This window comes from Cellvibrio sp. ARAG 10.3 (assembly GCF_051846955.1).
Taxonomy (GTDB): domain Bacteria; phylum Pseudomonadota; class Gammaproteobacteria; order Pseudomonadales; family Cellvibrionaceae; genus Cellvibrio.
Genome location: NZ_JBPYCU010000015.1, coordinates 94,231 through 117,283, shown reverse-complemented (window position 1 = coordinate 117,283; position 23,053 = coordinate 94,231). Strand labels below are relative to the sequence as shown.

Sequence of the window (23,053 nt, the reverse complement as noted above, 5' to 3'; positions counted from 1 at the left end):
TACGCATTCACCCGGCTCGGGTGTTGAAGTTGGTAGCTAATCAACTTCTTCAGAGAGATACAAGGTCGGATTAGCCGAAGGCGTAATCCGACACCCCGTTGTCCAGAATATACAAACCATATATATTCCATATATTTCCATCCCCGAGGAATCCCCATGGGCATCATCAAAATCACCGATGAGCTGCACGATGACCTGCGCGACGCCAGCCGCGCGATGGCGCGCTCGATCAATGCGCAAGCGGAATACTGGATGCGCATCGGCATGTTGGCGGAACTGCATCCGACGCTTAATTATCAACAGCTGACCCGCCGGTTGCTTAAAACCGGCACCATGCCCTTGCTGGAGCTGGTAGATGAACTCGATCAGGATTAAAGACGCGGAAGATCTCGCGAAGATGCGTCACGCCGGTCAATTACTCGCCCAGGTGTTTACCATGCTGGATGACTTTGTCCGCGAAGGCGTTACCACCATGGAGATCAACCAGCGCGTCGACAGCTTTATCACCAACGACTTACAGGCGCGCCCGGCCAGCAAGGGCCAGTATGATTACCCTTACGCGCTGAATACCTCAGTGAATGAGGTGGTGTGCCACGGCATGCCCAAGGCCAATGAGAAATTGAAATCCGGCAGTATCGTCAACCTAGATATCACCCTCGAAAAACACGGCTTTATCGCCGACTCCAGCAAGATGTATCTGATTGGCGAGGTATCGCCCGTCGCAAAGCGCCTGGTCAAGACGACTTACGAAGCCATGTGGGCCGGTATTCGCCAGGTCAAACCCGGCGCCCGCCTGGGCGACATCGGCCACGCGATCCAGCACCATGCAGAAGCCGCCGGCTACAGTGTTGTGCGCGAATACTGCGGCCACGGCATCGGCCGGCAGATGCACGAAGAACCCCAGGTTTTGCATCACGGCAAACCCGGTACCGGTGTGACCTTGCGTGAAGGCATGGTGTTTACCATTGAACCGATGATCAATCAGGGCGATTACCGGGTTAAAACCCTGAAGGACGGCTGGACCGTGGTAACCCGCGATAAAAAATTATCCGCGCAGTGGGAACACACAGTTGCCGTGACTGCGAATGGATTTGAGGTGTTGACGCTGCGGCCGGAAGAGCTGCCGTGATGTGATCCGGCCACACGCCAAGACCGAAGGAGAATCGTTGTTTAACGGTTCACCCTGGTGACATTGACAGAGGCCGGATGGTCAGCATTCGAGTAGCGGCGCTCGCGGTACAACAGTGACGGTAAAAGTACATTCGCCAGGGCCCGTTTCACTGATGCCGGTGTTGGTGGTTGCCGATCAAGCGATAACGTTCTGGATTGTGCATCGTAATGTGCAGCAACGGCGGTTTGATCGGGTTTCAGGATAGTGAACCGCTCTTGCTCCATCACCGCATAATAATCCTCAAATTGCATTATTGCCCGGCCGGGGCTGTGCATATCCTGCGTGAAATCCCGCCCTGGCATGGGGTGGACAGACGTGATGCCCATCAAGCTCAATAAGGTCGGCCCCAAATCAATTTGACTGGCTACCGGATGAATACGTTGGGGTTGAATATCGGCGCCGACAACCAGTGCCGGAATGTGAAATTTTTCTATGGGCACTAGATGTTGTCCGTAGACCCGATTGTCATGGTCGGCGACGATCAAAAATAATGTGTCCTGCCAATAATCACTGGCTCTGGCGCTGCGCATAAAATTTCCCAGCGCATAATCTGCATACTTTACGGCGTTATTAACGGTTTGTTTGGGCTGCTCGAACAGGGTAATTCGCGCATCCGGAAATTCAAACGGCGCATGGTTGGATGACGTAAAGATTAAACTGAAAAAAGGCTGCCGGGTTTGATGAAGTTGTGTTAATTGTTGGTGGGCCGTTGTAAACAGGTCTTCGTCACTGGCGCCCCAACTGCCGATAAAAGTCGCTGCAGGCATATCTTCCAGATCAACGATATCACTGAAACCATTGCCCGTAAAAAAGCCGCGCATATTATCGAAATGGGCTTCTCCGCCGTAGATAAATTGTGTGTGGTAACCGCGTTCGCTCAGCAGCCCTGCCAGCGTAAAAAAATTCTGTTGCGCTAAAGATAATTTGACCACGCTTTGCGCAGGAGTCGGCATAAAGCCACTCACCACCGCTTCAATCCCGCGCACAGAACGGGTGCCGGTAGCGTAAAGATTTTCGAACCACCAGCCTTCATCTTTCAGTTTTTCAAGTTCAGGGGTTACCGCCAAACCTCCCAGGGATTCAACGAAGGTTGCGCCCAGGCTTTCCTCCAGAATAATGACCAGGTTGAGCGGTTTGATGCGTGGCTTAGTGCTGATCTGTTCGTGCAGGGTGGGGTACTGATGGCTGCGGAATTCATAGGACTTTAACCAGGGCCAATCCAGGGCGGTGTTTATGATCTCGGCGCGAGGCAACTGGCCATAAACATCACTGGAATGGGCTTCATGCTTCAAACTGTAAGCCGCATACAACACCGAATAACTTGAATTAATTATCAGGGAATTAACCAGAGGGTCGCTGGTAATCGCGAAGAGTGCAGGGTTGGCCGGACGGTGATCCGTCGTTGATCGGATAGCGGCAAACAGGGCGAGGATCACCAGGGGCCATGTCAACCACAGCCGTGTGTCTGGCCAATAGTGGAATGAGGATTTGTTCGATACAAGCCACGCGCAATGAACAGGCCGGAGATCAGCGTGAGCAGCATGCCGCCGACGAAAAAGCCGCGAAAGCCGTTCCATAGAGTGCTGAAAACTTCCTTGGGATATTTCAGGTACTCCAGGAATAAGCGGTTAGGCCTTACGTCGTATTGCAAAATAAATCCAGGTGTCGCCAACTCGATAAAGATCAGCAGGATTAACCCGAGCAAGCTCCAGCTGTAGGTAAAGATCCACCAGCTTCGTTGAAAGGTTTTCCGGGCCCAGAGTGGCGCCAGGATAACGGGAGGTACCAACCATAACGCGATAATAATCAAATCCGCGCGTAGCCCCTGGAGCAAGAATGTGGGCCAATCAATTACCGCCAGCACACGCTCGTGTTGCCACCCGCCCAGCGTCAGTCGCGCCAGGCTGAGCAGCAACAGGCCTGTCAGCATAAAAATAAACAGCAGCTGAAATGGTCCACTGATGCGGGCAATTAACGGCTGCTTCTGCAATCGGGTATTCATAGGTGGGCCATCTTCATACGGGATTAACAGAGTATGAGGGCCGCAGCTTAAGGCAAACTTAAGGCGCTTAGAGTGCAGATAGGACGCATTTTCTTTGCGCTGGCCTGCCGGGTGGCTGTGGCAAATTCCTGGCGCCACGAGGTGTTAAGTTTTCCTTAAGTTTGCTGTTCTATCGTGCAACCTGAAGTACATTGCTACAGGTTGCCGCTATGAAAGACGTGACTGACTCGATAGACAATGCCGGTGCAGAAACCTGGCAAATTCCGCATCTGCCACTGATCACCAAACCCCATTTCACCCTACATGCACATCGCACCCTGGATAACCAACCTGATAGCGAGCGGGCAGTACTTGAAGAGTATATTTACCAACGATTCTTGCAGGTACACGACGCGCATGTAACCCACTTTTTGCCGTTGATTGTCGGCTTGCGGTGTCATGCTGCCTATAGCGCGGCTGTCGGGCTGGCTCCTGCGGTTCAGGGTGCGCATCCCCAATATTTATTTGCCGAACGTTATCTGACGCAACCTATTGAAGCGGTTATCGCCAGCCGCCTTGGCTGCACGATTGAACGTCATCGAATTGTAGAGATCGGTAATCTGGTCTCCAGTTGGAAAGGCAGCAGCCTGTTGCTGTTTATCTTTCTCAGTGAAGTGATCGAGCGCCTGGGTTATCACTGGGTGTTATTTACCGCAACGCGCGAAGTTGAAGCCTTGCTCACGCGTTTGCGCTACGCGCCGGTGGTGCTTACTGACGCGGACCCCGGCAAGTTGCCCGATGCCGGTGAAAGTTGGGGGCGGTATTACCAGCGCCAGCCGCGGGTGATGTTTGGTGATGTACGTTCAGCCGTGAGTAAGGCGCGGACCAACTCGTTGTATCGCGCTGCGGTGTCAATGATGGAGAGCCAGATCAATAAGGTGTGTTTGCAATACCAGGCACTTCTGCTCCTGAATAACGAGCAGGTTTCAGTTGGTTCTCAGGATGCCGGTGCCGCTGATGAATAAAATTCTCTCTGCACTACATGCCCATGCTAGCCGCACACCGGATGCTATTGCATTGCAAACCAGTGACCGGTCGTTGAACTACCTGCAACTTACCCAACAGATAAATTTGTTGGCGCAATGGTTGGGGCAACAACGAATAAACCGCGTGGGCTTGTGGGGTGAAAATTCCCCGGAGTGGATTATTGCCGACCTGGCGGCTTGGCAGGCAGGCGTCACTGTGGTGCCGCTACCGCAGTTTTTTTCTGCAACGCAGCTACAGCATGTGATGGAGAGCGCACGCCTGGACGGCGTTATTTCCTGTGGCGATATTGCGCCGGTTATTCATTCATGGGAACGAACGGCCACACCCATTGACGCTATCTCGCTTGATACAAAAGGCGATCCTGTGCGGGAATTGGAGAAGACTGCTAACACCCTGGCAAAGATTACCTTTACGTCCGGCACGACGGGAAACCCCAAAGGTGTTTGCCTTTCGCATCAGGCGATTGAACAGACAACGCTCGCATTGGCGGACAGATTTTATCCCGCTACAACCCGTGCGACATTACACCGACACCTGAACCTGTTGCCCCTCAGCACACTGCTGGAAAATATTGCCGGTGTGTATGTGCCGCTTTATCTGGGACAGTGCGTTCTGGTTTTTGCAGGCGCCGCACTGGGATTGCACGGCAGTTCGCAACTATCGCTGCCGACCCTGCTGGGAGTGATGCACCAATACCAACCGAACAGTCTGATCGTGCTGCCGCAAATTCTGCAGGCGCTGGTGATGGCGGCGTCCCGTGGTTATTCAGTGCCGGTCTCGCTGAAATTTATCGCGGTGGGCGGTGCGCACACGCCGCGACAATTAATACAACAGGCGCGTTTATCCGGCATGCCGGTATATGAAGGTTATGGTTTGTCCGAGTGCGCGTCTGTGGTCAGTCTGAATCATGCGGCGCAAGATAAAGTCGGCAGTGTCGGCAAACCCCTGGCGCATGTTGAGGTAAAGATTCAGGACGGTGTCATTCAGGTGCGCGGCAACGGATTCAGCGGCTATCTCGACCAGACCGGCGCGCAAGATGAATGGATCGATACCGGTGATCTCGGTTATATCGATGAAGAAGGTTTTTTATTTATTACCGGGCGCCGTAAAAACCTGTTAATCAGCAGTTACGGCAGAAATATTTCACCGGAGTGGATAGAAGCCGAATTACTGTTGAGTCCGCACATCAGGCAAGTGATAGTCCTGGGCGACGCGCAGGCATACTGCGCCGCCATCATTGTACCGACCACACCGGAGGACAGCCCTGAGGCAATAGTACAGTCGATTGTTCAGGTCAATGACCGGCTTCCGGATTACGCGCGCATCAGAAAATTTTTTCTCACACCCGAAACCTTTACGCCCGCAAACCATTTACTGACTGATAACGGCCGCTTGCGCAGGCCGGCCATTGCTTCCCGCTACGCACAGGCCATTGAGGCATTGTTTGCGGAGCAACCCGTTCATCAAACTCAACCCATTCCAGATCAACAAAAACCAGCTCAATACGTTACGGGAGCTATCTATGACATTTTTTGAACGCCTGCAAATGGAAACTCAAACAGAACGCCACTATTTGTTGGACTCTCCATTAATCAAACGCTGCATCGGCCAAGGGCAATTCAGCTTGCAGGAATATATTGCGTTCCTGACGCAAGCCTATCACCACGTCAAGCACACGGTGCCACTGCTGATGGCGGTTGGTAGTCGTCTGCCCATGGCAAAGGAAACTTACCGGGTCGCTATTGCGGAATACATTGAAGAGGAATTGGGTCATCAGGAGTGGATACTGAACGATCTCGCCAGCTGTGGCGAAGATAAAGAAAACGTGCGCAACAGTCGACCCAATCCCGCGACAGAATTAATGGTGGCTTACGCTTATGATACGGTTATGCGCAACAACCCGATGGCATTTTTCGGCATGGTGTTTGTATTGGAAGGTACCAGTATAAATTTAGCGACCCAGGCCGCAGACATCATTCAGCAGCATCTCAAATTGCCCAACCAGGCGTTTTCCTACCTGCGTTCTCATGGCAGCCTGGATCAGGAGCACATGATATTTTTTGCAAAACTGATGAATGGTTTAACCGATCAACAGGATCAGGATGACGTTGTGCATGCAGCGAGGATGTTCTTCCAGCTTTATGCAAATATTTTCCGTTCGATTGAGCAGTTGCCTTCGATGGCGGCTGCCTGATGTACCGCTGCCTGAACCGGGGAGGTGTGTGATGAAATTATCTAACAAACTTATCTTGCTGACAGGTGCGAGTGGCGGGATCGGACACGCTATTGCGCGGCGGCTTGCAAAACGCGGTGTCAGGTTGATTTTAGTGGGGCGTTCGGCCCAGCGGCTGAATCACCTGGCCCGTGAATTAAATCTGCGTGCTGGCGGTGGTTTTGTCTTATCCGCGGACATCACGACATCGGCCGGCCTCGATATTATTCGCACTGCCTTGATGGCATTGCAGGAACCGCTCGATGGTCTAATTAATTGCGCCGGAGTGAATGTCTTCAGCTTGCTACAGGATACAGAAACGCACGAGATAGAGCGGCTTATTGCAACCAACGTCACCGCACCGCTGCTGTTGACTCGCCTGGTTTTGCCTTTTATGAACCCGGTCGACGGTCGAATTGTGAATCTGGGTTCGAGCTTCGGCAGCCTGGGTTATCCGGGTTACAGCGTGTATTGCGCTAGTAAATTTGCGCTGCGCGGTTTCAGTGAGGCCATGCGCCGTGAGTTAGGTGATAGCCCTATCCAGGTGGCCTACCTTGCTCCACGTGCGACACAAACCGATCTCAACAGCGCCAGGGTGAATGCGATGAATCAGGAGTTGGGTAATGCGGTGGATGCGCCGGAGGTAGTGGCTGCGGAACTGGAAAAGATGCTGACAGCAACGCACATGCATGATCGTTATATCGGTTGGCCGGAGCGTTTGTTTCTTTGGATTAACAGCCTGTTGCCAGGGGTAATTGATCTGGCATTGCGCAATCAATTACCCGTCATTCGCCGCTTCGCTCAAGCAGGCAACGCGAAAGCCTTGCCGACAACGTCAACGCATTCCCTGTAATCAGTCATTCATGAGGTGATTTATGAAAAAATTATTGAAGATCATGTGCATTGTGATGGCAACCTGGATCTCGACAAACCTTCAGGCCGAAGAGTTGGCAGCAGATATTGTGTATCTGCAAACCCGATGGGCCGAGATCAAATATCAATTGCCGGAAAAAGAACAGGAAAAAGCCTTTGACGCGCTGGTTTCCGAAGCCGAAAAATTGCGTGCCAGCCATCCGCAAGAGGCGCCTTATCTCATCTGGGAAGGAATCATTCGTTCAACCTATGCGGGAGCGAAAGGCGGTCTGGGCGCACTGGATCAAGTCAAGCAGGCTAAGAGTTTGTTTGAACAATCCATAACCCTGGCGCCGGATGCTATGGCGGGTTCTGCTTACACCAGTTTAGGTTCGCTGTATTATCAGGTGCCGGGCTGGCCGCTGGGGTTTGGCAACCATAAAAAAGCCGAAGCCATGTTATTAAAAGGCTTGAGCTATAATCCTGAAGGCATTGATGCGAATTATTTTTACGGCGATTTTTTACTGGATCAGAAGCACTATCAACAAGCGTTGCAGGTGTTTGAAAAAGCATTGGCAGCGCCGCCACGCCCAGGGCGGGAGTCGGCGGATGAAGGCCGTAGAAAAGAAATTGAACGGGGTATCGCAGCGGCGAAAAAACATCTGTGACAGGTACGCTAAAGCATGCAAATTCTGCTGGTAGAAGACGATGCCTTATTGGCAGATGGCATTATCAATGCGGTCAGGCAGGCTGGCTTTGTGGTGAACTGGTTGTCATCCGGCAAGGCGGCCTGCAGCTATCTCGTGGCTGAACCGCCGGATATATTATTGCTCGACCTCGGTTTGCCGGACATGGATGGCATGGAGGTCCTGAAACTGGTGAGACAAAAAAAATTACCCACACAAGTATTGATCCTGACCGCGCGCGACAGCACCGACGCCAAGGTGGCCGGCTTGGATTGCGGTGCCGATGACTACCTCACCAAACCCTTTGCGCGCGCAGAATTACTCGCCCGGTTGCGGGTGCTTGAACGGCGGCTTGGTAATGCATCCTCTGCCATCATCAGCGTGGGTGCTTTGAATCTGGATACCACGCATCAACAGGTGTGGCTGGACGGAGAATCCTTGGCCTTGTCCCGCCGTGAATACATGCTGTTAAAAGCCCTGGTTGAACATGTCGGGGTTATCCAGACCAAAGAAAGTCTCGAAGCCAAGTTGTATAGCTGGGGCGATGAAGTTGCCAGTAACGCCATCGAAGTACACATTCATAATTTGCGCAAAAAATTACCGGATCAATTTATTCGTACCGTGCGCGGCATCGGCTACATGGTGCCCCATCCATGAGATCCATTCGCCGGTTTCTGATTATTACCTTGCTGGCCATAGTGACCCTGGCCAATTTTGTTGCGGCGGTGCGCGGTTATCTGGGAAGTATGGATGAAGCGGAGCGCTTGTTTAACCAACGCATGATGCAGCAAGTGGATTTGCTCAACTACGCCTTGTCAGGATTAACTGAACAGGTTCAACACCAGCACGATATTTTGCTCTTGCCGGAGCGCGAGCTGGATCAGGGCGCCTCCCTCGAACTTCAATGGGTGGCTAATGATGGACAATTATTAGCGCGGTCGGCGGCCATGCCAATGACGGTGGTGGCGCCACTGAAAGCGGGCTTCACCTTTGTCAATTTTGATCACTACCGTTGGCATCTATTGATAACGCCAAGTGCGGATAACAACAGCTGGTTTATTCTCGCGGAGCGGGATGATCAGCGCTATCGTCTGGCTGAGTCGATGATCTTGCAAGCGGTATACCCGATGGTGCTGGCCATTCCGATTATCGGTGCGGTCATCTGGCTGGTATTGGCAATCGGGCTGAAACCCATACGCCGATTGGCGGAGGAATTACGTCAACGTGAAGCAACTGACTTGCATCCATTGGACCAACATGACATGCCGGTGGAGCTAGCCCAACTGGCGCAGTCCGCAAACGATTTGCTGCGTCGTCTGGGCGCATCTTTTGCGCGCGAAAAACGCTTTTCCGGCGATGCCGCTCATGAGTTGCGTACGCCTATCGCGGCCCTGAAAATTCATTGCGATAATTTGTTGCAGGAGCAAGCTGTTCCATCGGATACAGCCCTTCGGTTACAAGCAGGTATTCAACGCATGCATTACCTGGTGGAACAAATCCTCGTGCTTAATCGGACGGCACCGGACCATCTTATGGGGCAGTTTGAGCCGGTCAATTTAACTGCTCTGGTGAAAGAAATGATCGCCGAACACAGTGCCGCGCTGGAAGCAAAACACCATTATATTGAATTTGATGGTGATGAATCCTGGGTGATGGGTGACCGCCTTGCATTAGAATCACTCGTCAATAATTTATTGGGCAACGCGATCAAATATACCTCGCCCGGTGGACGCATTGCCGTCAACACCTGGTTGCGAGGTCGCAGCGTGGTGCTGGAGGTTATGGATAATGGGCCCGGTATTCCAGAGGGGCAGCACGAGCGGGTATTTGACCGGTTTTATCGCGTGGGCGGTGATCGCCATTATTCCCACACACCCGGTTGCGGCCTGGGATTATCGATTGTCAAACAGGTGGTGGATTTGCACGATGCCTCTATTCACCTGACGCCATCCCGTTTCGAACACGGGCTGTTTGTAATGGTCACCTTTGCGGCCTATGTGCCTTCCGCACAGGATATAAAAAATATGCGTAGCAATCCGCTTTCGCACACTCACAGGACTTTAGGCGATGACACTTCTGCGGATGAATAGCCGACGAATCGGTTGCTTGCTGTGGTTGTGCGCGTTATTAACCTGCGCTTCGGCCCGGGGCGAAGTGCCGATATTCACCCTGGAAATACGCGATCATTTATTTTATCCCTCAACCCTGGTTGTGCCCGCGCGGACCAAAGTGAAATTGATTGTCATCAATCGCGATACGACGCCGGAAGAATTTGAAAGTTACGAGCTCAACCGGGAGAAAGTCATCATGGGGGGCGCAAAGGCCACAATTTTTATTGGCCCCCTGGCGCCGGGGGATTATCCGTTTTTTGGTGAATTTAATCCCAAGACAGCGCAAGGCATGATTCGGGTGGAGGACTGATATGGTTGAGGCCGTATTACTGGTTCTGCGCGAAATTCTCGAAGCGGCCATGATCATCAGTTTGTTGTTGGCGTTGAGTCGACAATTAAACCAGAATCATCGCTGGATTCTTATCGCGGTGATGATTGGCTTGCTGGGCTCCTGGCTATTAGGTCATTACGCCTATGCGATTGCTGAAGCACTCGATGGGCAGGGGCAGGAACTGCTCAACGCGAGCTTGTATCTTGCCGTCATCCTCAGCGCCATGCTGTTGAGCTTGCATATCATTCCGCTGAGTATTGCCGTATGGAAAAATCAATTGCCTGACGCCGCGCAAGGCTACGTTCAGCACTCTCTGTACGGTTTGTTTATTGTGACGGGGAGTTGCTCTGTCGCCCGTGAAGGATCAGAAATCTGGATCTACCTCTCCGGTTTTATTCATCAGCCCGCTGTGCTGGAATCCGCCCTGATTGGTGGTGCGATTGGTGCCGGTATCGGGGTGAGCCTGGGCGCTATTGCGTATTACCTGTTTGTCTTTATGCCCAGGAAATATTTCCTGCCGTTATGTCTGGTGATGGTGACCCTGGTGATGGGTGGGCTGGCCATGCAAGTGGCGAAACAGTTAATGCAAATCGGCTGGCTGGATTCGACCGCGCCCTTATGGGATAGCTCATTTGTTGTGAGTGAACAATCCTGGCTGGGTCAGTTGCTGTATGCATTACTGGGGTATGACGCCAGCCCGGACGCGACGCAGGTTATCTTCTACCTGGTAGCCATCTTGCCGACACTGACGGGTATTCTGTGGCACGCGACGCGCCTGAAGGAGAGTCATTATGTACAAAGGTAAGGTGTTGTTGCTGTCAGCGTTTCTGTGTGCAAGCCAGATCACCCATGCGGATATGGCGCGGGTTTATCACCCCTATATTGAACAGCAGGAACGCGAACTTGAGTACGGTCTGGTGTGGCGCGACCTGGGTGGTGATCCGTTGTTATTGCAACGAGCAGGCGTAGGTTACGCCTGGACTGATCGCTTGTTCACGGAAGTGTATGTTCTGAATGAATCCATCACCCATGAAGACCAACGCATTCGCGGTTATGAAGTGGAAGTGAAGTTGCAATTGACGGAGCAGGGAGAATACTGGGCAGACTGGGGGCTTTTATTGGAAGCGGGCACCGCGCGGGACATCAGCCAACATGAACTCGCGGCGGGTTTGTTATGGGAAAAGGCGTTGCCGGGACGCTGGGTTGCTGCAGCCAATGTCCTGCTGGAATACGAATTCGGCAGTGATGTCGACAACGAAATTGAAACGGCACTGCGCAGCCAAATCCGTTTTCGCCACCGTCCCGAATTTGAACCCGCGATAGAAATTTATCTGGATGATCAGGATTGGGCAGCTGGCCCGGCGCTGATCGGCGCAACACCCTGGGGCGCTGGTAAACAGCTTCGATGGGAGTTGGGCTTGCTTTTCGGTCTGGATGACACGACACCCGCCAGCAGTTTACGTGCTGCTATCGAATTTGAATTTTAACAGCCAGCTTAATTAATAGTTGTTCTGACTTTTTGAAATTCATGCACAGCGTTGACAATACCAATAATTTTTTCTGCTTATTTTTGTGCAGAAAATAATACATAGCGTTCGCCATTTGATTACGAATGGTGCGTTTCGATTTTCTTTGGTGCATCCCAACATACTGCTTTTTCTGCCACGTCAAACGTGTTAATAATGCGGGCGTGTGACCTTTTTATTGCATGTTTTTCCATTAGTGAGAGTTTCTTCACATTGACATCGCTGTCAATGGGTTGCTCGCTATATCGCATTGAACACAATAAAAACGGCGCACACAAAAACTGTGGTAACTCGGCGATGCGCACGCGTTCGGTCAAAAAAGTATGCGGCATGCAAATGTCAGACATACATAGCGCGGTGCATTTTAAAAAAATATAGAAGAAGCTTATTACTATGCCACCACTCACACGGTTAGCCGCCGTGGCAAGGATCTTTTTGCCTACGGTTTTGTATATCTTCGCGCATCCTGCTGCTGCGCATGTCAAATGGTTTTCTGAATCCGGTTCGTCAGTTTATCCGCCGGGGTTTTCCAACAGCGAATTAATAACGGCGATAACCTTGCTGTTGTTGTTTTTGGTCGTGGCCGCCTGGCTGAATGGCCGGCTGTTGAAATTCGGTACCCGCTATTTTTTACCCTGGTGCCAACAGACAAAGCCCTTGGGTTTTGCGTTGTTACTCTTGTCGATTTATTTTCTGGGCTGCGCTTTCTCCGGCGTTATCCTGGCTCCGCATATTGCAGCCAGCCCGGGTGTCACCGCGCTCTGTATCGGTTTGCAAGCTTTGGTGTCCATCTTGCTGTTGCTCAACCGCGCGCAGGAATTAATGGCGGGGTTAATCCTGTCGTTGTTTTTAGTGGCGGGTATTGTGGATGTGACATTTTTGCTGGAGTACGTCTTACTGTTAGGCATAGCCTGGTTGCTTTATTCCACGCGGCAGATTCCCCAGGAACATACAATGAGGCTCCTGCGTTGTGCTTTGGGGTTGTCATTGGCGGGCCTGGCCTTAACTGAAAAATTATTGCAGCCGGCATTGGCACTTAATGTCCTGCAACAATATCCGCTCAATTTTATGGCCCATCTGGGCGTGCCGTTCAGTGATATCTGGTTTGTCCTGGCAGCGGGGATGGTGGAATTATTGGTGGGCTTGTTGCTTATGCTCGGTTGGTTAGTGCGCATCACAACGGTGGTGTTATTGGCTTTGATGATCGCTAGCAACAGCTACTTCGTGATGATTGACAATCATGCGTTAGCCTTGATGGAGTTCATCGGACATTTGCCGGTTTTTGCAGTAGGCATTTTGTTGTTGAGTTACCCTGGCCTGGGCAGCTTCACGGCACCGGCTCGCTCTGCCGATGTGGCAGAGCGAGAATTAACGCTGGAATCCGGACGGTAGTGCGGTGAAATTATTTGGCGGCGGGTGTGGTTTTTTTGGTAGCAGGTTTAACACCGATTTTGCGTACGCTGTTACCCTCGATTTCAACGATGGTCCACACCATACCGTTCCATTCCACATGGTCGCCGACGACGGGTTTGCCACCGATCATTTGCGTAACCAACGAGCCAAGGGTTTGTTGGCCATCGAGGTCGCCGAGGTTAAAGGCGTACAGCATGGCCAGATCTTGCAGTTCGGCATCGGCTTGCAAAATAAAATCGCCGAAGAAGCTCAGGTCCAGGTTGCGCTTGGGCGCTTCGCTGAATAATTTGCCCAGGTTCGGAAGATCGTACTCATGGCCGATAACACAAATAATGTCGCCCGCCATCAACCGCGTACTACCGGAGGGGTGCAATAACTCTTTATCGCGAAACAGAGCGGCGATGCGTGTGTTTTCCGGCATATGCAATTCGCGCAACGCGGCACCGATACACCATTTCTCTGCCCCCAGTTTATAAATAAACAGTTCCCACTGGCTGGCCAGGTGAATCTCCAGTCCGGCCCGCGAAAACGGCATGGGAACCGAGGGGACCACTACATCAGCTTTTTTGGCCGCGAAGGTCAGGGTGGTGCCCTGCAGCAGCAGCGACACCAGGACAATAAAGAAGGCCACATTAAAGAAGAGCTGCGCGTTTGGCAGGCCCGCCATCATCGGGAACACCGCCAGGATCACCGGCACCGCTCCGCGCAACCCGACCCAGGCGATAAAACTGCGCTCGCGCCAGTTAAAGTTGCGGAACGGCAGCAGGCCGATCAGTACTGACAGGGGGCGCGCGAACAGGATCATCCACAGCGCCAGACCCAGGGCGGGCAGGGCGATGGGCAGTAGTTCGCTAGGGGTAAGTAATAACCCCAGCACCAGGAACATGCCGATCTGGCTCAACCAGGCGAGGCCGTCGAACATATGCAGGATGCCGTGGCGGTTGCGGATCGGGCGATTACCCAGCAGCAGGCCGCACAGGTAGATCGCTAGAATACCGCTGCCACCCAGCGCGGTGGTGATGCCGTAGATAATCAGGCCGCCGCTGACGGCCAGTAACGGGTAGAGTCCGTCGGCCAGCTGCATCCTGTTGATCAACTGCAACAACAGCCAACCGCCGGTCAAGCCCAGCAGTATGCCGAGGCCGAACTGTTGCAGCAGCTGGACCAGGAAGCCCAGATCAAAACCGGTCTGGCCGGCGGCAATCATATCGATCAGCGCGATGGTCAGGAACATCGCCATGGGATCGTTACTACCGGATTCAATCTCCAGGGTGGCGCTGACCCGCTCGTTCAGGCCCCGTCCGCCCAGCAGGGAGAATACCGCTGCCGCATCGGTAGAGCCCACGATGGCGCCGATCAATAAGCCCTGCATCAAATCCAGCTTGAATAACCAGGCCGCCAATACACCCGTCAGCCCGGCGGTGATGACGACGCCCAGAGTCGCGAGGGACAGCGCAGGCCAGAGGGCCACGCGAAAGCTGGCAGCGCGGGTCCGCATTCCGCCGTCGAGCAGGATGACCGCCAGCGCCAGGTTGCTGACCAGATAGGCCATTGGGTAGTTGTTGAACACAATGCCGCCGACACCGTCTACACCGGCGATCATGCCTACGGCGAGGAAAATGACCAGAATAGGAATGCCCAGGCGAGAGGAAAACGAGCTCACCAAAATACTGGCTGATACCAGTATGGCGCCGATTAAAAGAATTGTGTTGATAGTACTCGCGTCCAAGATAAAGCGGTTCCTGTGGGATAGTTAGCCGTCGTGTTACGCAAATCGCATGCCAGAGCGATTTTAACCTGAGCCCGCCGCAAACTGTCAAAAGAAGATTGTCCCGGCGCGATACCAGTCTGTCACGAATTCTTCACGTCCGCCTGTCATTCTGCGCGGCACAAATCCTGAATCGACAATTACAGTGGGCGACTATGTTGGATCTCGGATGGGCAGAGCTGATGTTTCTTGCAGTCCTGGCGCTGGTGGTGGTGGGGCCGCAGGATTTACCAAAGCTGGCGCGCGCCTTGGGCAAATTGTGGGGGCGCTTGCAGCGCTTTTACCGCGACTCCCTGCACCAACTGCACAAGCTGGAAACCGAGATGGATCTTGCTTCCAAGCCGGACCAACGTAACCAGCCATCGTATTACGACCTTCTGCCCGAACATGTGCGGCAGGCGATGGAGCAAGCCGAGCCCAGCCGCGATGCCGCACATAATCAACGCGTACAGGCCATGTACGAAGAAGCCATGGCGGAGGTGAAAGCGGCTCACGCACCTAAAGTTGTACAAGATAGAGACGCTGCGCAAGATAATGTCAGCGCAGATTCAAAAACGGCGGGATAAAGAATGACGACGGATTCCGTAGATTTAAGTCGCGCGCCACTGCTATCGCACTTGCTGGAATTGCGCCGCCGCCTGTTGCAATGTTTATTGGTATTTTTTGTCGTGTTTATCGGCTGCTATTTGATGGCGGAAGATATCTATCATTTTCTGATGCAGCCGCTGGTCCAGGCGTTTGGTGAAGAGTCCGGGCGGCGAATGATCTACACCGGCTTACATGAAGCGTTTCTTACCTATTTAAAATTATCCTTTTTTGCGGCGTTATTTTTTACTTTGCCCCTGATCCTGATTCAGGTATGGAAATTTATTGCGCCGGGTTTATACCGCAACGAAAAGCGAGCCGTCTCTGTTTTGTTTGCGCTCACGCCCGTTTTGTTTGTGCTGGGTGCAGCACTCGCGTTTTACGTTGTTTTTCCCATGGCGTGGGGATTTTTTATCAGCTTCGAAAGTGAAGCGGTGGCGGGTGCTTTGCCGGTGCAACTCGAAGCGCGCGTCAGCGAATACCTAGGCCTGGTGATTCAATTGATATTGGCGTTCGGTTTGAGTTTTGAATTACCGATTGTTTTATTGCTCATGGCCCACGCCGGCATGATTGATTCCGCCACCCTGATCGGCGGGCGTCGCTATGCTGTTGTTATTATCTTTGCCGTTGCTGCTTTTATCACACCGCCGGATCTGATTTCCCAGATCGCCCTGGGAACACCCATCCTCTTGCTCTATGAAATGTCCATTTGGCTAATCCGCCTGCAAGAAAAGCAGACCCTGAAAACCGCCACTAATCTACAGTCCAAAACCTGAATTACATTTACTCCACACAAAAAATCTTCAAACTATTTTATTTGCCCTTTCCCCTTCCCCATTTTTAATAAAACCATTTTCCCCGCAAAGAAAGTTTTTTCGCGTGTCGTTATTCGTTTGAGTTATTGATAATAAAAATAAGTCGGAAATGTCATCTAAGTGACGCAGGATTTTCATAAAGCAGACGTAACCTCCACAGCCGAGACATTGTGCTCATCGCCAAATAACAATACCTAACCGTGGAGATTACCCGATGAATAATAGTTCAGAACTGTTGGAAATCACAAACGCTTTACCGGTAGAACCTATCGTTAACCGCCGTGATTTTATTAAAGGCGGTGCCGCTGGTGCTGCGGCTATTTCGCTCGCCGCTATGGCGAATTCTGCCAGTGCATTTACCAGCGACTACGGTCCTGTTGCACCGGTTGCTGATGAAGTAACCGGTTTGCCGTTGTTGCAATTGCCGGAAGGTTTTAAATATTGGTCTTACGGCTGGACCGGCATGATCATGAAAGACGGCACACCAACCCCGGGCGTTCACGACGGTATGGGTGTGGTTGCGGCGCAAGGTAACACCATCGCGCTGGTGCGTAATCACGAAGTGCGCGGCGCAGGCACCGCCGTAAAATCACCGGCAATGTATAACCCGAGCGCGGGCGGTGGCTGCAGCAATTTATTGTTCGACGTATTAAATGGCCGTTGGTTGGCATCCTACATGAGCATCAGTGGGACCTCCACAAACTGTGCCGGTGGTATTACCCCCTGGGGCACCTGGTTGACTTGTGAAGAAACTACATCAAGCTACAACGGCATGACGCACGGCTGGATTTTTGAAGTGCCCGGTTTTGGTATTGCGAAGCCGGAACCTATCAAAGCCATGGGCCGTCGCGCCCACGAAGCCACTGCCACCGATCCGGTAACCGGATATGTATACATCACGGAAGACGCCGGCACGTCATCAGGTTTTTATCGCTACCGCCCGGACATCTACGGCAATTTGTTGGCCGGCGGTGTACTGGAAATGTTGAAAGTAAAAAATGCCGATCAAGCTAACCTTACTGCTAGCTATCCCGATGGCACAACCTGGGATGTAGAGTGGGTCACCATTGACCAGCCGGAAGTAATCAATCCACGCAATTACACTCAAGGTTATAACAAAGGTGCCGCACGTTTTGCACGTTTGGAAGGTGCGTGGTATGACACCGGTCTGGTGTATTTCACTTCAACCAGCGGTGGCAGTGTTAGTGGTGGTCAGGTTTTCCATTTCGATCCGCGCCGCGAAAAACTCACCCTGGTATTTGAAAGTCGTAACAATACTTCTCACCCGGTGATGCCGGACAACATGACCATCAGCCCGCGCGGCGGCATTTTATTGTGCGAAGACCGCGGCGGCATTTCCCGATTGATGGGCTTGAGCCAGGCGGGCGATGTATTCGAATTTGGCCGCAACAATATGATGCTTTCCGCCGCCGATGCAGCGGTTGTTCACAGCAAATTCCCCGGTACAGAAACACGTATCAGCGGCGGCAATTATGTCGGTTCCGAAACCTGTGGTGCCTGTTTCCACGACCGCTGGTTATTCGTGAACATTCAAAACCCCGGTGTGACCTTTGCTATTACCGGTCCCTGGAATGACGGCATCCTGTAACAAGATGCGCGGTGCGGGGAATACATTTGCTAAAACACACCGCACCGCGCGACAACTTATTTATTCACTGTTTATCAAGAGGAATTATGTATGAAACAGTTTTTGACTGCGTGTGCAGTGTTACTGCTGGCGATGAATGCCAACGCATTACCCAGCTACTACACCGGTGAAATTTCGGGCTCCGGTATCTATGAAGACACCTTGAACAGCAACAGTGCCTGGGTAAATCCACCGGTGTTCGGCTTGAACAGCAGCAGTAAAGACGTGAGCTTGTGGGGCTACAATGCTAACGCAGGTGACGAGTTGTCATTGGACGTGAGCAGCCTGGGTGATTTTATCGGCGGCATCAGTATTTATTACGGCGAGGTCAGCAGCGAGGACTTGTTGTTTGGTTTGTTCAACAACAGCGGCGATTTTGGCTTGGTGGATTACATCGCCGGCACGTCAACGTTTATGGCGGATTCATCGCTGAGTGACATTCGTCTGGATCTGAGCGGATTTTACACCATCATTGTTGGTGGAAAATCCGCTTTCGGCTGGGATGATAACTACAGCTACACGATGAACGTCACCGCCGTGCCGGCACCAGGTGCATTGTTGCTCTTGTTGACGGGTTTGTTGAGTATGGTGGTTTTGCGTCGCAATAAAACCTTGCGTTGATTTTGGGGAAGAAACCAGCTCCTACGAGCTGGTTTCAATACTATAGAGGCTTAATATTCTGCTATAACGGACTTCGTAGTTCGTTTGTCATTAGGACATTTATTTTGAAAACGCATAAATACGTCCATGTAGCTCCCTCAAGTCGTCCCTGACTTGAGGGTTTCAAAATAAATGTCCTAACGCCAAACTTGCATTGTGCCAGCGGGAGGTTTCCAAATCGTTCTTGGAAAGTAAGATTTAATCGTCAAGACTTCCCTTCAACCGAATCCGCTTTCTTCAGTTGATTACTTTCTTCTGTGTCACTACTCACATCACTTACGCCTTTGCGAAAGCTTTTAATACCTTCTGCAAGATCGCCCATCAATTGGGGAATCTTCCCGCGACCGAATAGTAATAAAAAGAGCACCGCAACCAATGCAATTTGCCAGAAACTTAAACTCATGGCGCCACTCCTCTGGGGGGATAAGCAAAAATAGAAGTCGCTATTGTCCCAGAGGCCCGTGACGAAATGATGACGTAGGTTAAGCCGCCAGCTCCAGAATGCGGCGTGATGCATCCAACGTAATATCACCGTGCTCGCCGAGTTTTAACAGATTATGGCTTTGGAGTTGTGCAACCAGTTTGTCGATAGATGCCGTTTCAATCTGATAATCGCGCAAGCGTGTCGGTGTGCCCATTTGTTCAAAGAAATGACGTGTGGCCGCAATGGCAGCGTCAATAAGTTGATCTTCATCAGCGTGTTGCAGGTTCCATACGCGGCGACCGTACTGCAACAGTTTTTCGCGTTTTTGTTGACGCTGGTGTTGCATCACGGCGGGCAACACGATGGCGAGGGTCTGGGCGTGATCCAGGCCGTGGAGCGCGGTAATTTCATGGCCGATCATGTGCGTCGCCCAATCCTGTGGTACACCAACGCCGATGAGTCCGTTCAGCGCCATGGTCGCAGCCCACATCACATTGGCGCGAACGGTGTAATTGGTCGGTTCTTCCAGGGAGCGCGGCCCTTCCTCGATCAGGGTCAACAACAAGCCCTCGGCAAAGCGGTCCTGCACTTTTGCATCAACCGGAAAGGTTAAATACTGCTCCATGATATGCACAAATGCATCGACGACGCCGTTAGCCATTTGTCGTGGCGGTAAGCTGTAAGTGGTGGTGGGGTCGAGCACAGCAAATTGTGGATACACCAGCGGACTACCAAAGCTTAATTTTTCCCGGGTGCTTGCGCGCGTAATAACGGAGTTGCCGTTACTCTCCGTGCCGGTGGCGGGCAAGGTTAAGACGCAGCCCAACGGCAGGGCTGATGTGACAGGTGCATGTTTGGCGAGAATATCCCAGGGTTCGCCATCAAACTCTACGGCGGCAGCAATAAATTTTGTGCCGTCGATAACGCTGCCGCCCCCCACAGCCAGTAAAAAATCAAGATGGTTTTCTTTTACGGTGGCAGCGGCGCGCATCAGCGTTTCATAGCGGGGATTGGGTTCTATGCCGCCGAACTCAAACAGTGGGCGATCTTTTAATGCCTCGACCACTTGATCATAAACACCATTTTTCTTGATCGAGCCGCCGCCATAGGTAAATAGAATTCGTGCATCAGCAGGCACCAGTTTCGTCAGCTGACTGATTTGATGTTCGCCGAAGACAATGCGGGTGGGATTATGGAAGGTGAAATTCTGCATGGTATTAACCTCTGTGAACTTGGGTATTTACAGGGCCTGGCACAGGCTCAGGATTATTGACAACGGGAAAGGCAGCGCGCGCTAAAAGTCAGGCGCGCTCAATCAGTAATTCTACGTAGCCATCCACAATCTCATGGGGCAGGGCGGTCAGCGCTTGCCCGCTGCACGGGCCGGCGACGCACCGACCGTCTTCGATAATAAATAAAGCGCCGTGGTTGGCGCACTGGATCATGGTATGGCTGACATCAAGAAACTGGTCTTCAACCCACTCCAGCGCGATGCCGGTATGTGGGCATTGGTTGCGGTAGAGATAAACCCTGCCGCGCTGTTTAATGATGAAGACCGGTTCGCCATTAACAGTAAAACCTTTGCTGCCTGGGTCGGGCAGCGCGTCGAGGTGACATAGCCGGTGGCGCCGCACCATTATTCGCGGGGCGCAGCAAGGGTCAGTTTGCGTTGCATCATCTTGCCGTTGCGGACGATATGCACCTCAATCTTGTCGCCCGGTTTATGGCGCTCCAGCGCACTCATTAATTGATCCTGATCGGGCGTGACTTTTTTGTTGATGCCGACAATGACATCGCCTAATTCAATTTGCCCCCACGCATTGCGGGAGAGACCTTCCAGGCCGGCCTTGGCTGCGGGTGAGTTCGCTTCAACGCGCAGGATCGGAACGCCCTGGATGCCACTTTGATGCGCCCAATGATCCGGCGCCAGCGCGACGCCCATCACCGGGCGCACAATTCGCCCATGGGCAATCAATTGGGGAACCACTTCTTTCACCGTGTTAACCGGAATGGCAAAACCGATCCCGGCACTGGCACCGCTGGGGCTGTAGATCATGGTGTTGACGCCTACGAGCTGTCCTTGTGAGTTGAGCAATGGGCCGCCGGAGTTGCCCGGGTTAATGGCGGCATCAGTTTGAATCACGTTGGAGATGGTACGTTGATTGGGGGATTGGATCTCGCGGCCCAGTGCACTCACGACGCCGGTGGTCAGGGTCGCATCCAGGCCAAAGGGGTTGCCGATAGCTAATACCTTACGGCCTACGGACAACTGGCTTGAATCGCCCAAGGGCAGCGCCGTCAGCTGTTCTTCCGGGGCGGAGATCTTGAGCACCGCCAGATCCCGCTCCGGCGCAAGGCCGACCACCTCGGCAGGCCAGGTGCTTTGATCCTGCAAGGTAATCATTACTTTTCGTGCGCCATCGACCACATGGAAGTTGGTGACTATGTAGCCGCTCTCATCCCACACAAACCCGGTGCCGCTGCCGCGTGGTACCTCAAGTAAATTCAGTGAGCGGGGGTCGCGCACCAGTTGTTGGTTGGTCACGAAGACAACACTGGGGCGTGACTTTTCAAATACTTGAATGGTGTTGCGTTCATCGTCCGTGGCGAAATCGGCCTGGGCGTTGGCAACTGCCACGCCTCCAGTGAACAGAGTCAGCAGTAACCAACGCATTATTTTCATGCAATCCTCCAGGGGCGAAGATGAGACAGGCGTGAATCCGCCAGGCTTATGCCTGGCGGCTGAGAGCTTCGATCCGGTCTTCCAGCGGCGGGTGGCTGGCGAAGAGGCGACCGAATTGTTGCTTGAATCCACCGCTGATACCAAAGGCTTTAAAACCGTCGGGCATAGGATTTTCCGCACCGGCTTTCACTTCAGCTTGCAAGCGCTGCAGTGCGCGGATCATGGCGCCGCGTCCGGCAAGGTGAGCACCGGCGGCATCAGCACGGTATTCGCGGTAACGCGAGAACGCCATAACGATCATGGAAGCCAGGATGCCCAGCACCATCTCGGCAATAAACGTGGTGACATAAAAGCCGATACCGTGGCCATTTTCATTTTTAAGGATGGCGCGGTCTACGGTGTGGCCAATGATCCGGGCAAAGAACATCACAAAGGTGTTCACCACGCCTTGAATCAAGCTGAGCGTAATCATATCGCCGTTAGCGACGTGGCCAATCTCGTGGGCCAGCACTGCGCGGACTTCATCGCGATCAAACCGCTGCAGCATACCCAGGCTCACCGCCACTAACGCCGCATTACGGTTCCAGCCGGTGGCGAAGGCGTTGGATTCCCGGGCCGGAAAAATCCCGATTTCCGGCGTTTTGATGCCGGCTTTTTGAGATAGCTCCACTACGGTATCCACCAGCCATTGTTCATCTGCAGTGCGTGGCCGCTCAATCAGCTGCACGCCCATACTTTTCTTGGCGATGAATTTGGATAGCAACAGAGAAATAATAGAGCCGGTGAAGCCAAACACGGCACAGAAGATCAACAGTGTTTGCAAATCCAGGTTACCGGTTTGATCCAGGTAACGCCCTACACCCAGCAAACTGAGGGTGATGCTGGCCACCGCAATGACAGCGATGTTGGTCAACAAAAAAAGGCCGATGCGTAACACGATAATTCTCCTGTATGAATGGATGAGCTTGAGACAAGCTCGGCAGGACGAAATATGCGTTCGGCTTGAAAATTTTCAATGGGTGGATGGATATGCCAGCGGAAAGAAAGGTAAAGAAAAATGGCCACTCAAAGAGTGGCCCAAGCAACCGTGGTTAGCCGAGAGTCCAGGAGCGGAGAGCTCCACACTCTCAAGGAGAAGAT

The 23,053-nt window shown here is 52.5% G+C and carries 26 protein-coding genes; 17 read left to right on the top strand and 9 right to left on the bottom strand.

Annotation, left to right across the window (positions count from 1 at the left end; genetic code table 11):
• Nucleotides 1-156 precede the first annotated feature (156 nt).
• The gene (locus tag ACSV5M_RS17065; RefSeq protein ID WP_439177611.1) at nt 157-375 is read left to right on the top strand and encodes a ParD-like family protein; all 219 of its coding nucleotides are present in this window, start codon (nt 157-159) and stop codon (nt 373-375) included.
• A complete protein-coding gene (gene map, locus ACSV5M_RS17060; protein ID WP_439177610.1) occupies nt 356-1,129 on the top strand; it encodes a type I methionyl aminopeptidase in 774 nt (257 codons plus the stop codon). The genes ACSV5M_RS17065 and map overlap by 20 nt, the downstream gene beginning before the upstream one ends.
• A gap of 41 nt (nt 1,130-1,170) precedes the next feature.
• On the opposite strand, the gene ACSV5M_RS17055 is transcribed toward map, so the two are convergent.
• Both ACSV5M_RS17055 and ACSV5M_RS17050 read right to left on the bottom strand, forming a co-directional pair.
• Entirely contained in the window at nt 1,171-2,622 is a 1,452-nt protein-coding gene (locus ACSV5M_RS17055) for an LTA synthase family protein (protein ID WP_439177608.1), read from the bottom strand.
• Nucleotides 2,619-3,173 (bottom strand): hypothetical protein, encoded by a 555-nt coding sequence (locus ACSV5M_RS17050; RefSeq protein WP_439177607.1) that lies wholly within the window; start codon nt 3,171-3,173, stop codon nt 2,619-2,621. The genes ACSV5M_RS17055 and ACSV5M_RS17050 overlap by 4 nt, the downstream gene beginning before the upstream one ends.
• Nucleotides 3,174-3,382: 209 nt before the next feature.
• Between ACSV5M_RS17050 and ACSV5M_RS17045 the strand changes: the two genes are divergently transcribed.
• From ACSV5M_RS17045 to ACSV5M_RS16995, 11 genes are all read left to right on the top strand, one after another.
• Complete coding sequence (locus ACSV5M_RS17045; protein ID WP_439177605.1) at nt 3,383-4,177, top strand: thermostable hemolysin; 795 nt, start codon at nt 3,383-3,385, stop codon at nt 4,175-4,177.
• On the top strand, nt 4,170-5,735 hold the full coding sequence (locus tag ACSV5M_RS17040; protein WP_439177603.1) for an AMP-binding protein: 1,566 nt from the start codon (nt 4,170-4,172) through the stop codon (nt 5,733-5,735). The genes ACSV5M_RS17045 and ACSV5M_RS17040 overlap by 8 nt, the downstream gene beginning before the upstream one ends.
• Complete coding sequence (locus tag ACSV5M_RS17035) at nt 5,722-6,393, top strand: TenA family transcriptional regulator (protein ID WP_439177602.1); 672 nt, start codon at nt 5,722-5,724, stop codon at nt 6,391-6,393. The genes ACSV5M_RS17040 and ACSV5M_RS17035 overlap by 14 nt, the downstream gene beginning before the upstream one ends.
• Nucleotides 6,394-6,424: 31 nt before the next feature.
• The gene (locus tag ACSV5M_RS17030) at nt 6,425-7,264 is read left to right on the top strand and encodes an SDR family oxidoreductase (RefSeq protein WP_439177601.1); all 840 of its coding nucleotides are present in this window, start codon (nt 6,425-6,427) and stop codon (nt 7,262-7,264) included.
• A gap of 22 nt (nt 7,265-7,286) precedes the next feature.
• A complete protein-coding gene (locus tag ACSV5M_RS17025; protein WP_439177600.1) occupies nt 7,287-7,931 on the top strand; it encodes a hypothetical protein in 645 nt (214 codons plus the stop codon).
• 15 nt (nt 7,932-7,946) lie between these two features.
• Nucleotides 7,947-8,606 carry a response regulator gene (locus tag ACSV5M_RS17020; protein ID WP_439177598.1) on the top strand — a complete coding sequence of 220 codons (660 nt, stop codon included), beginning with the start codon at nt 7,947-7,949 and terminating at the stop codon, nt 8,604-8,606.
• Nucleotides 8,603-10,039 (top strand): sensor histidine kinase, encoded by a 1,437-nt coding sequence (locus ACSV5M_RS17015; RefSeq protein ID WP_439177596.1) that lies wholly within the window; start codon nt 8,603-8,605, stop codon nt 10,037-10,039. Before ACSV5M_RS17020 ends, ACSV5M_RS17015 begins: the two co-directional genes overlap by 4 nt.
• On the top strand, nt 10,017-10,370 hold the full coding sequence (locus ACSV5M_RS17010; protein ID WP_439177594.1) for a cupredoxin domain-containing protein: 354 nt from the start codon (nt 10,017-10,019) through the stop codon (nt 10,368-10,370). The genes ACSV5M_RS17015 and ACSV5M_RS17010 overlap by 23 nt, the downstream gene beginning before the upstream one ends.
• Before the next feature lies 1 nt (nt 10,371).
• Entirely contained in the window at nt 10,372-11,196 is an 825-nt protein-coding gene (locus ACSV5M_RS17005) for an FTR1 family protein (protein ID WP_439177593.1), read from the top strand.
• Nucleotides 11,183-11,878: a hypothetical protein gene (locus tag ACSV5M_RS17000; RefSeq protein WP_439177591.1), complete on the top strand. Its 696-nt coding sequence runs from the start codon at nt 11,183-11,185 to the stop codon at nt 11,876-11,878. Before ACSV5M_RS17005 ends, ACSV5M_RS17000 begins: the two co-directional genes overlap by 14 nt.
• Before the next feature lie 432 nt (nt 11,879-12,310).
• Entirely contained in the window at nt 12,311-13,309 is a 999-nt protein-coding gene (locus ACSV5M_RS16995; RefSeq protein ID WP_439177590.1) for a hypothetical protein, read from the top strand.
• Nucleotides 13,310-13,319: 10 nt separating this feature from the next.
• Here ACSV5M_RS16995 and ACSV5M_RS16990 read toward each other — a convergent pair whose 3' ends face one another.
• Nucleotides 13,320-15,059, bottom strand: coding sequence for a potassium/proton antiporter (locus ACSV5M_RS16990; RefSeq protein ID WP_439177589.1), 1,740 nt, complete (start codon nt 15,057-15,059; stop codon nt 13,320-13,322).
• 194 nt (nt 15,060-15,253) lie between these two features.
• Between ACSV5M_RS16990 and ACSV5M_RS16985 the strand changes: the two genes are divergently transcribed.
• Both ACSV5M_RS16985 and tatC read left to right on the top strand, forming a co-directional pair.
• Nucleotides 15,254-15,664, top strand: coding sequence for a Sec-independent protein translocase subunit TatA/TatB (locus ACSV5M_RS16985; protein WP_439177588.1), 411 nt, complete (start codon nt 15,254-15,256; stop codon nt 15,662-15,664).
• 3 nt (nt 15,665-15,667) lie between these two features.
• Complete coding sequence (gene tatC, locus ACSV5M_RS16980) at nt 15,668-16,459, top strand: twin-arginine translocase subunit TatC (RefSeq protein WP_439177587.1); 792 nt, start codon at nt 15,668-15,670, stop codon at nt 16,457-16,459.
• A gap of 27 nt (nt 16,460-16,486) precedes the next feature.
• Here tatC and ACSV5M_RS16975 read toward each other — a convergent pair whose 3' ends face one another.
• Complete coding sequence (locus tag ACSV5M_RS16975) at nt 16,487-16,636, bottom strand: hypothetical protein (protein ID WP_439177586.1); 150 nt, start codon at nt 16,634-16,636, stop codon at nt 16,487-16,489.
• A gap of 76 nt (nt 16,637-16,712) precedes the next feature.
• On the opposite strand from ACSV5M_RS16975, the gene ACSV5M_RS16970 reads away from it, so the two are divergent.
• Complete coding sequence (locus tag ACSV5M_RS16970) at nt 16,713-18,107, top strand: alkaline phosphatase PhoX (RefSeq protein ID WP_439177585.1); 1,395 nt, start codon at nt 16,713-16,715, stop codon at nt 18,105-18,107.
• A 90-nt stretch (nt 18,108-18,197) separates the two neighbouring features.
• Entirely contained in the window at nt 18,198-18,767 is a 570-nt protein-coding gene (locus tag ACSV5M_RS16965) for a PEP-CTERM sorting domain-containing protein (RefSeq protein WP_439177583.1), read from the top strand.
• Nucleotides 18,768-19,011: 244 nt separating this feature from the next.
• On the opposite strand, the gene tatA is transcribed toward ACSV5M_RS16965, so the two are convergent.
• From tatA to htpX, 5 genes are all read right to left on the bottom strand, one after another.
• Complete coding sequence (gene tatA, locus ACSV5M_RS16960; protein WP_439177582.1) at nt 19,012-19,209, bottom strand: twin-arginine translocase TatA/TatE family subunit; 198 nt, start codon at nt 19,207-19,209, stop codon at nt 19,012-19,014.
• A 79-nt stretch (nt 19,210-19,288) separates the two neighbouring features.
• Complete coding sequence (gene yqhD, locus ACSV5M_RS16955; protein WP_439177581.1) at nt 19,289-20,443, bottom strand: alcohol dehydrogenase; 1,155 nt, start codon at nt 20,441-20,443, stop codon at nt 19,289-19,291.
• Nucleotides 20,444-20,531: 88 nt separating this feature from the next.
• A complete protein-coding gene (locus tag ACSV5M_RS16950; RefSeq protein WP_439177579.1) occupies nt 20,532-20,867 on the bottom strand; it encodes a Rieske (2Fe-2S) protein in 336 nt (111 codons plus the stop codon).
• Nucleotides 20,867-21,913, bottom strand: coding sequence for a S1C family serine protease (locus ACSV5M_RS16945; protein WP_439177577.1), 1,047 nt, complete (start codon nt 21,911-21,913; stop codon nt 20,867-20,869). Before ACSV5M_RS16945 ends, ACSV5M_RS16950 begins: the two co-directional genes overlap by 1 nt.
• 46 nt (nt 21,914-21,959) lie before the next feature.
• Nucleotides 21,960-22,850, bottom strand: a complete 891-nt coding sequence (gene htpX, locus ACSV5M_RS16940; protein WP_439177576.1) for a protease HtpX — start codon at nt 22,848-22,850, stop codon at nt 21,960-21,962.
• Between the last annotated feature and the right edge of the window lie 203 nt (nt 22,851-23,053).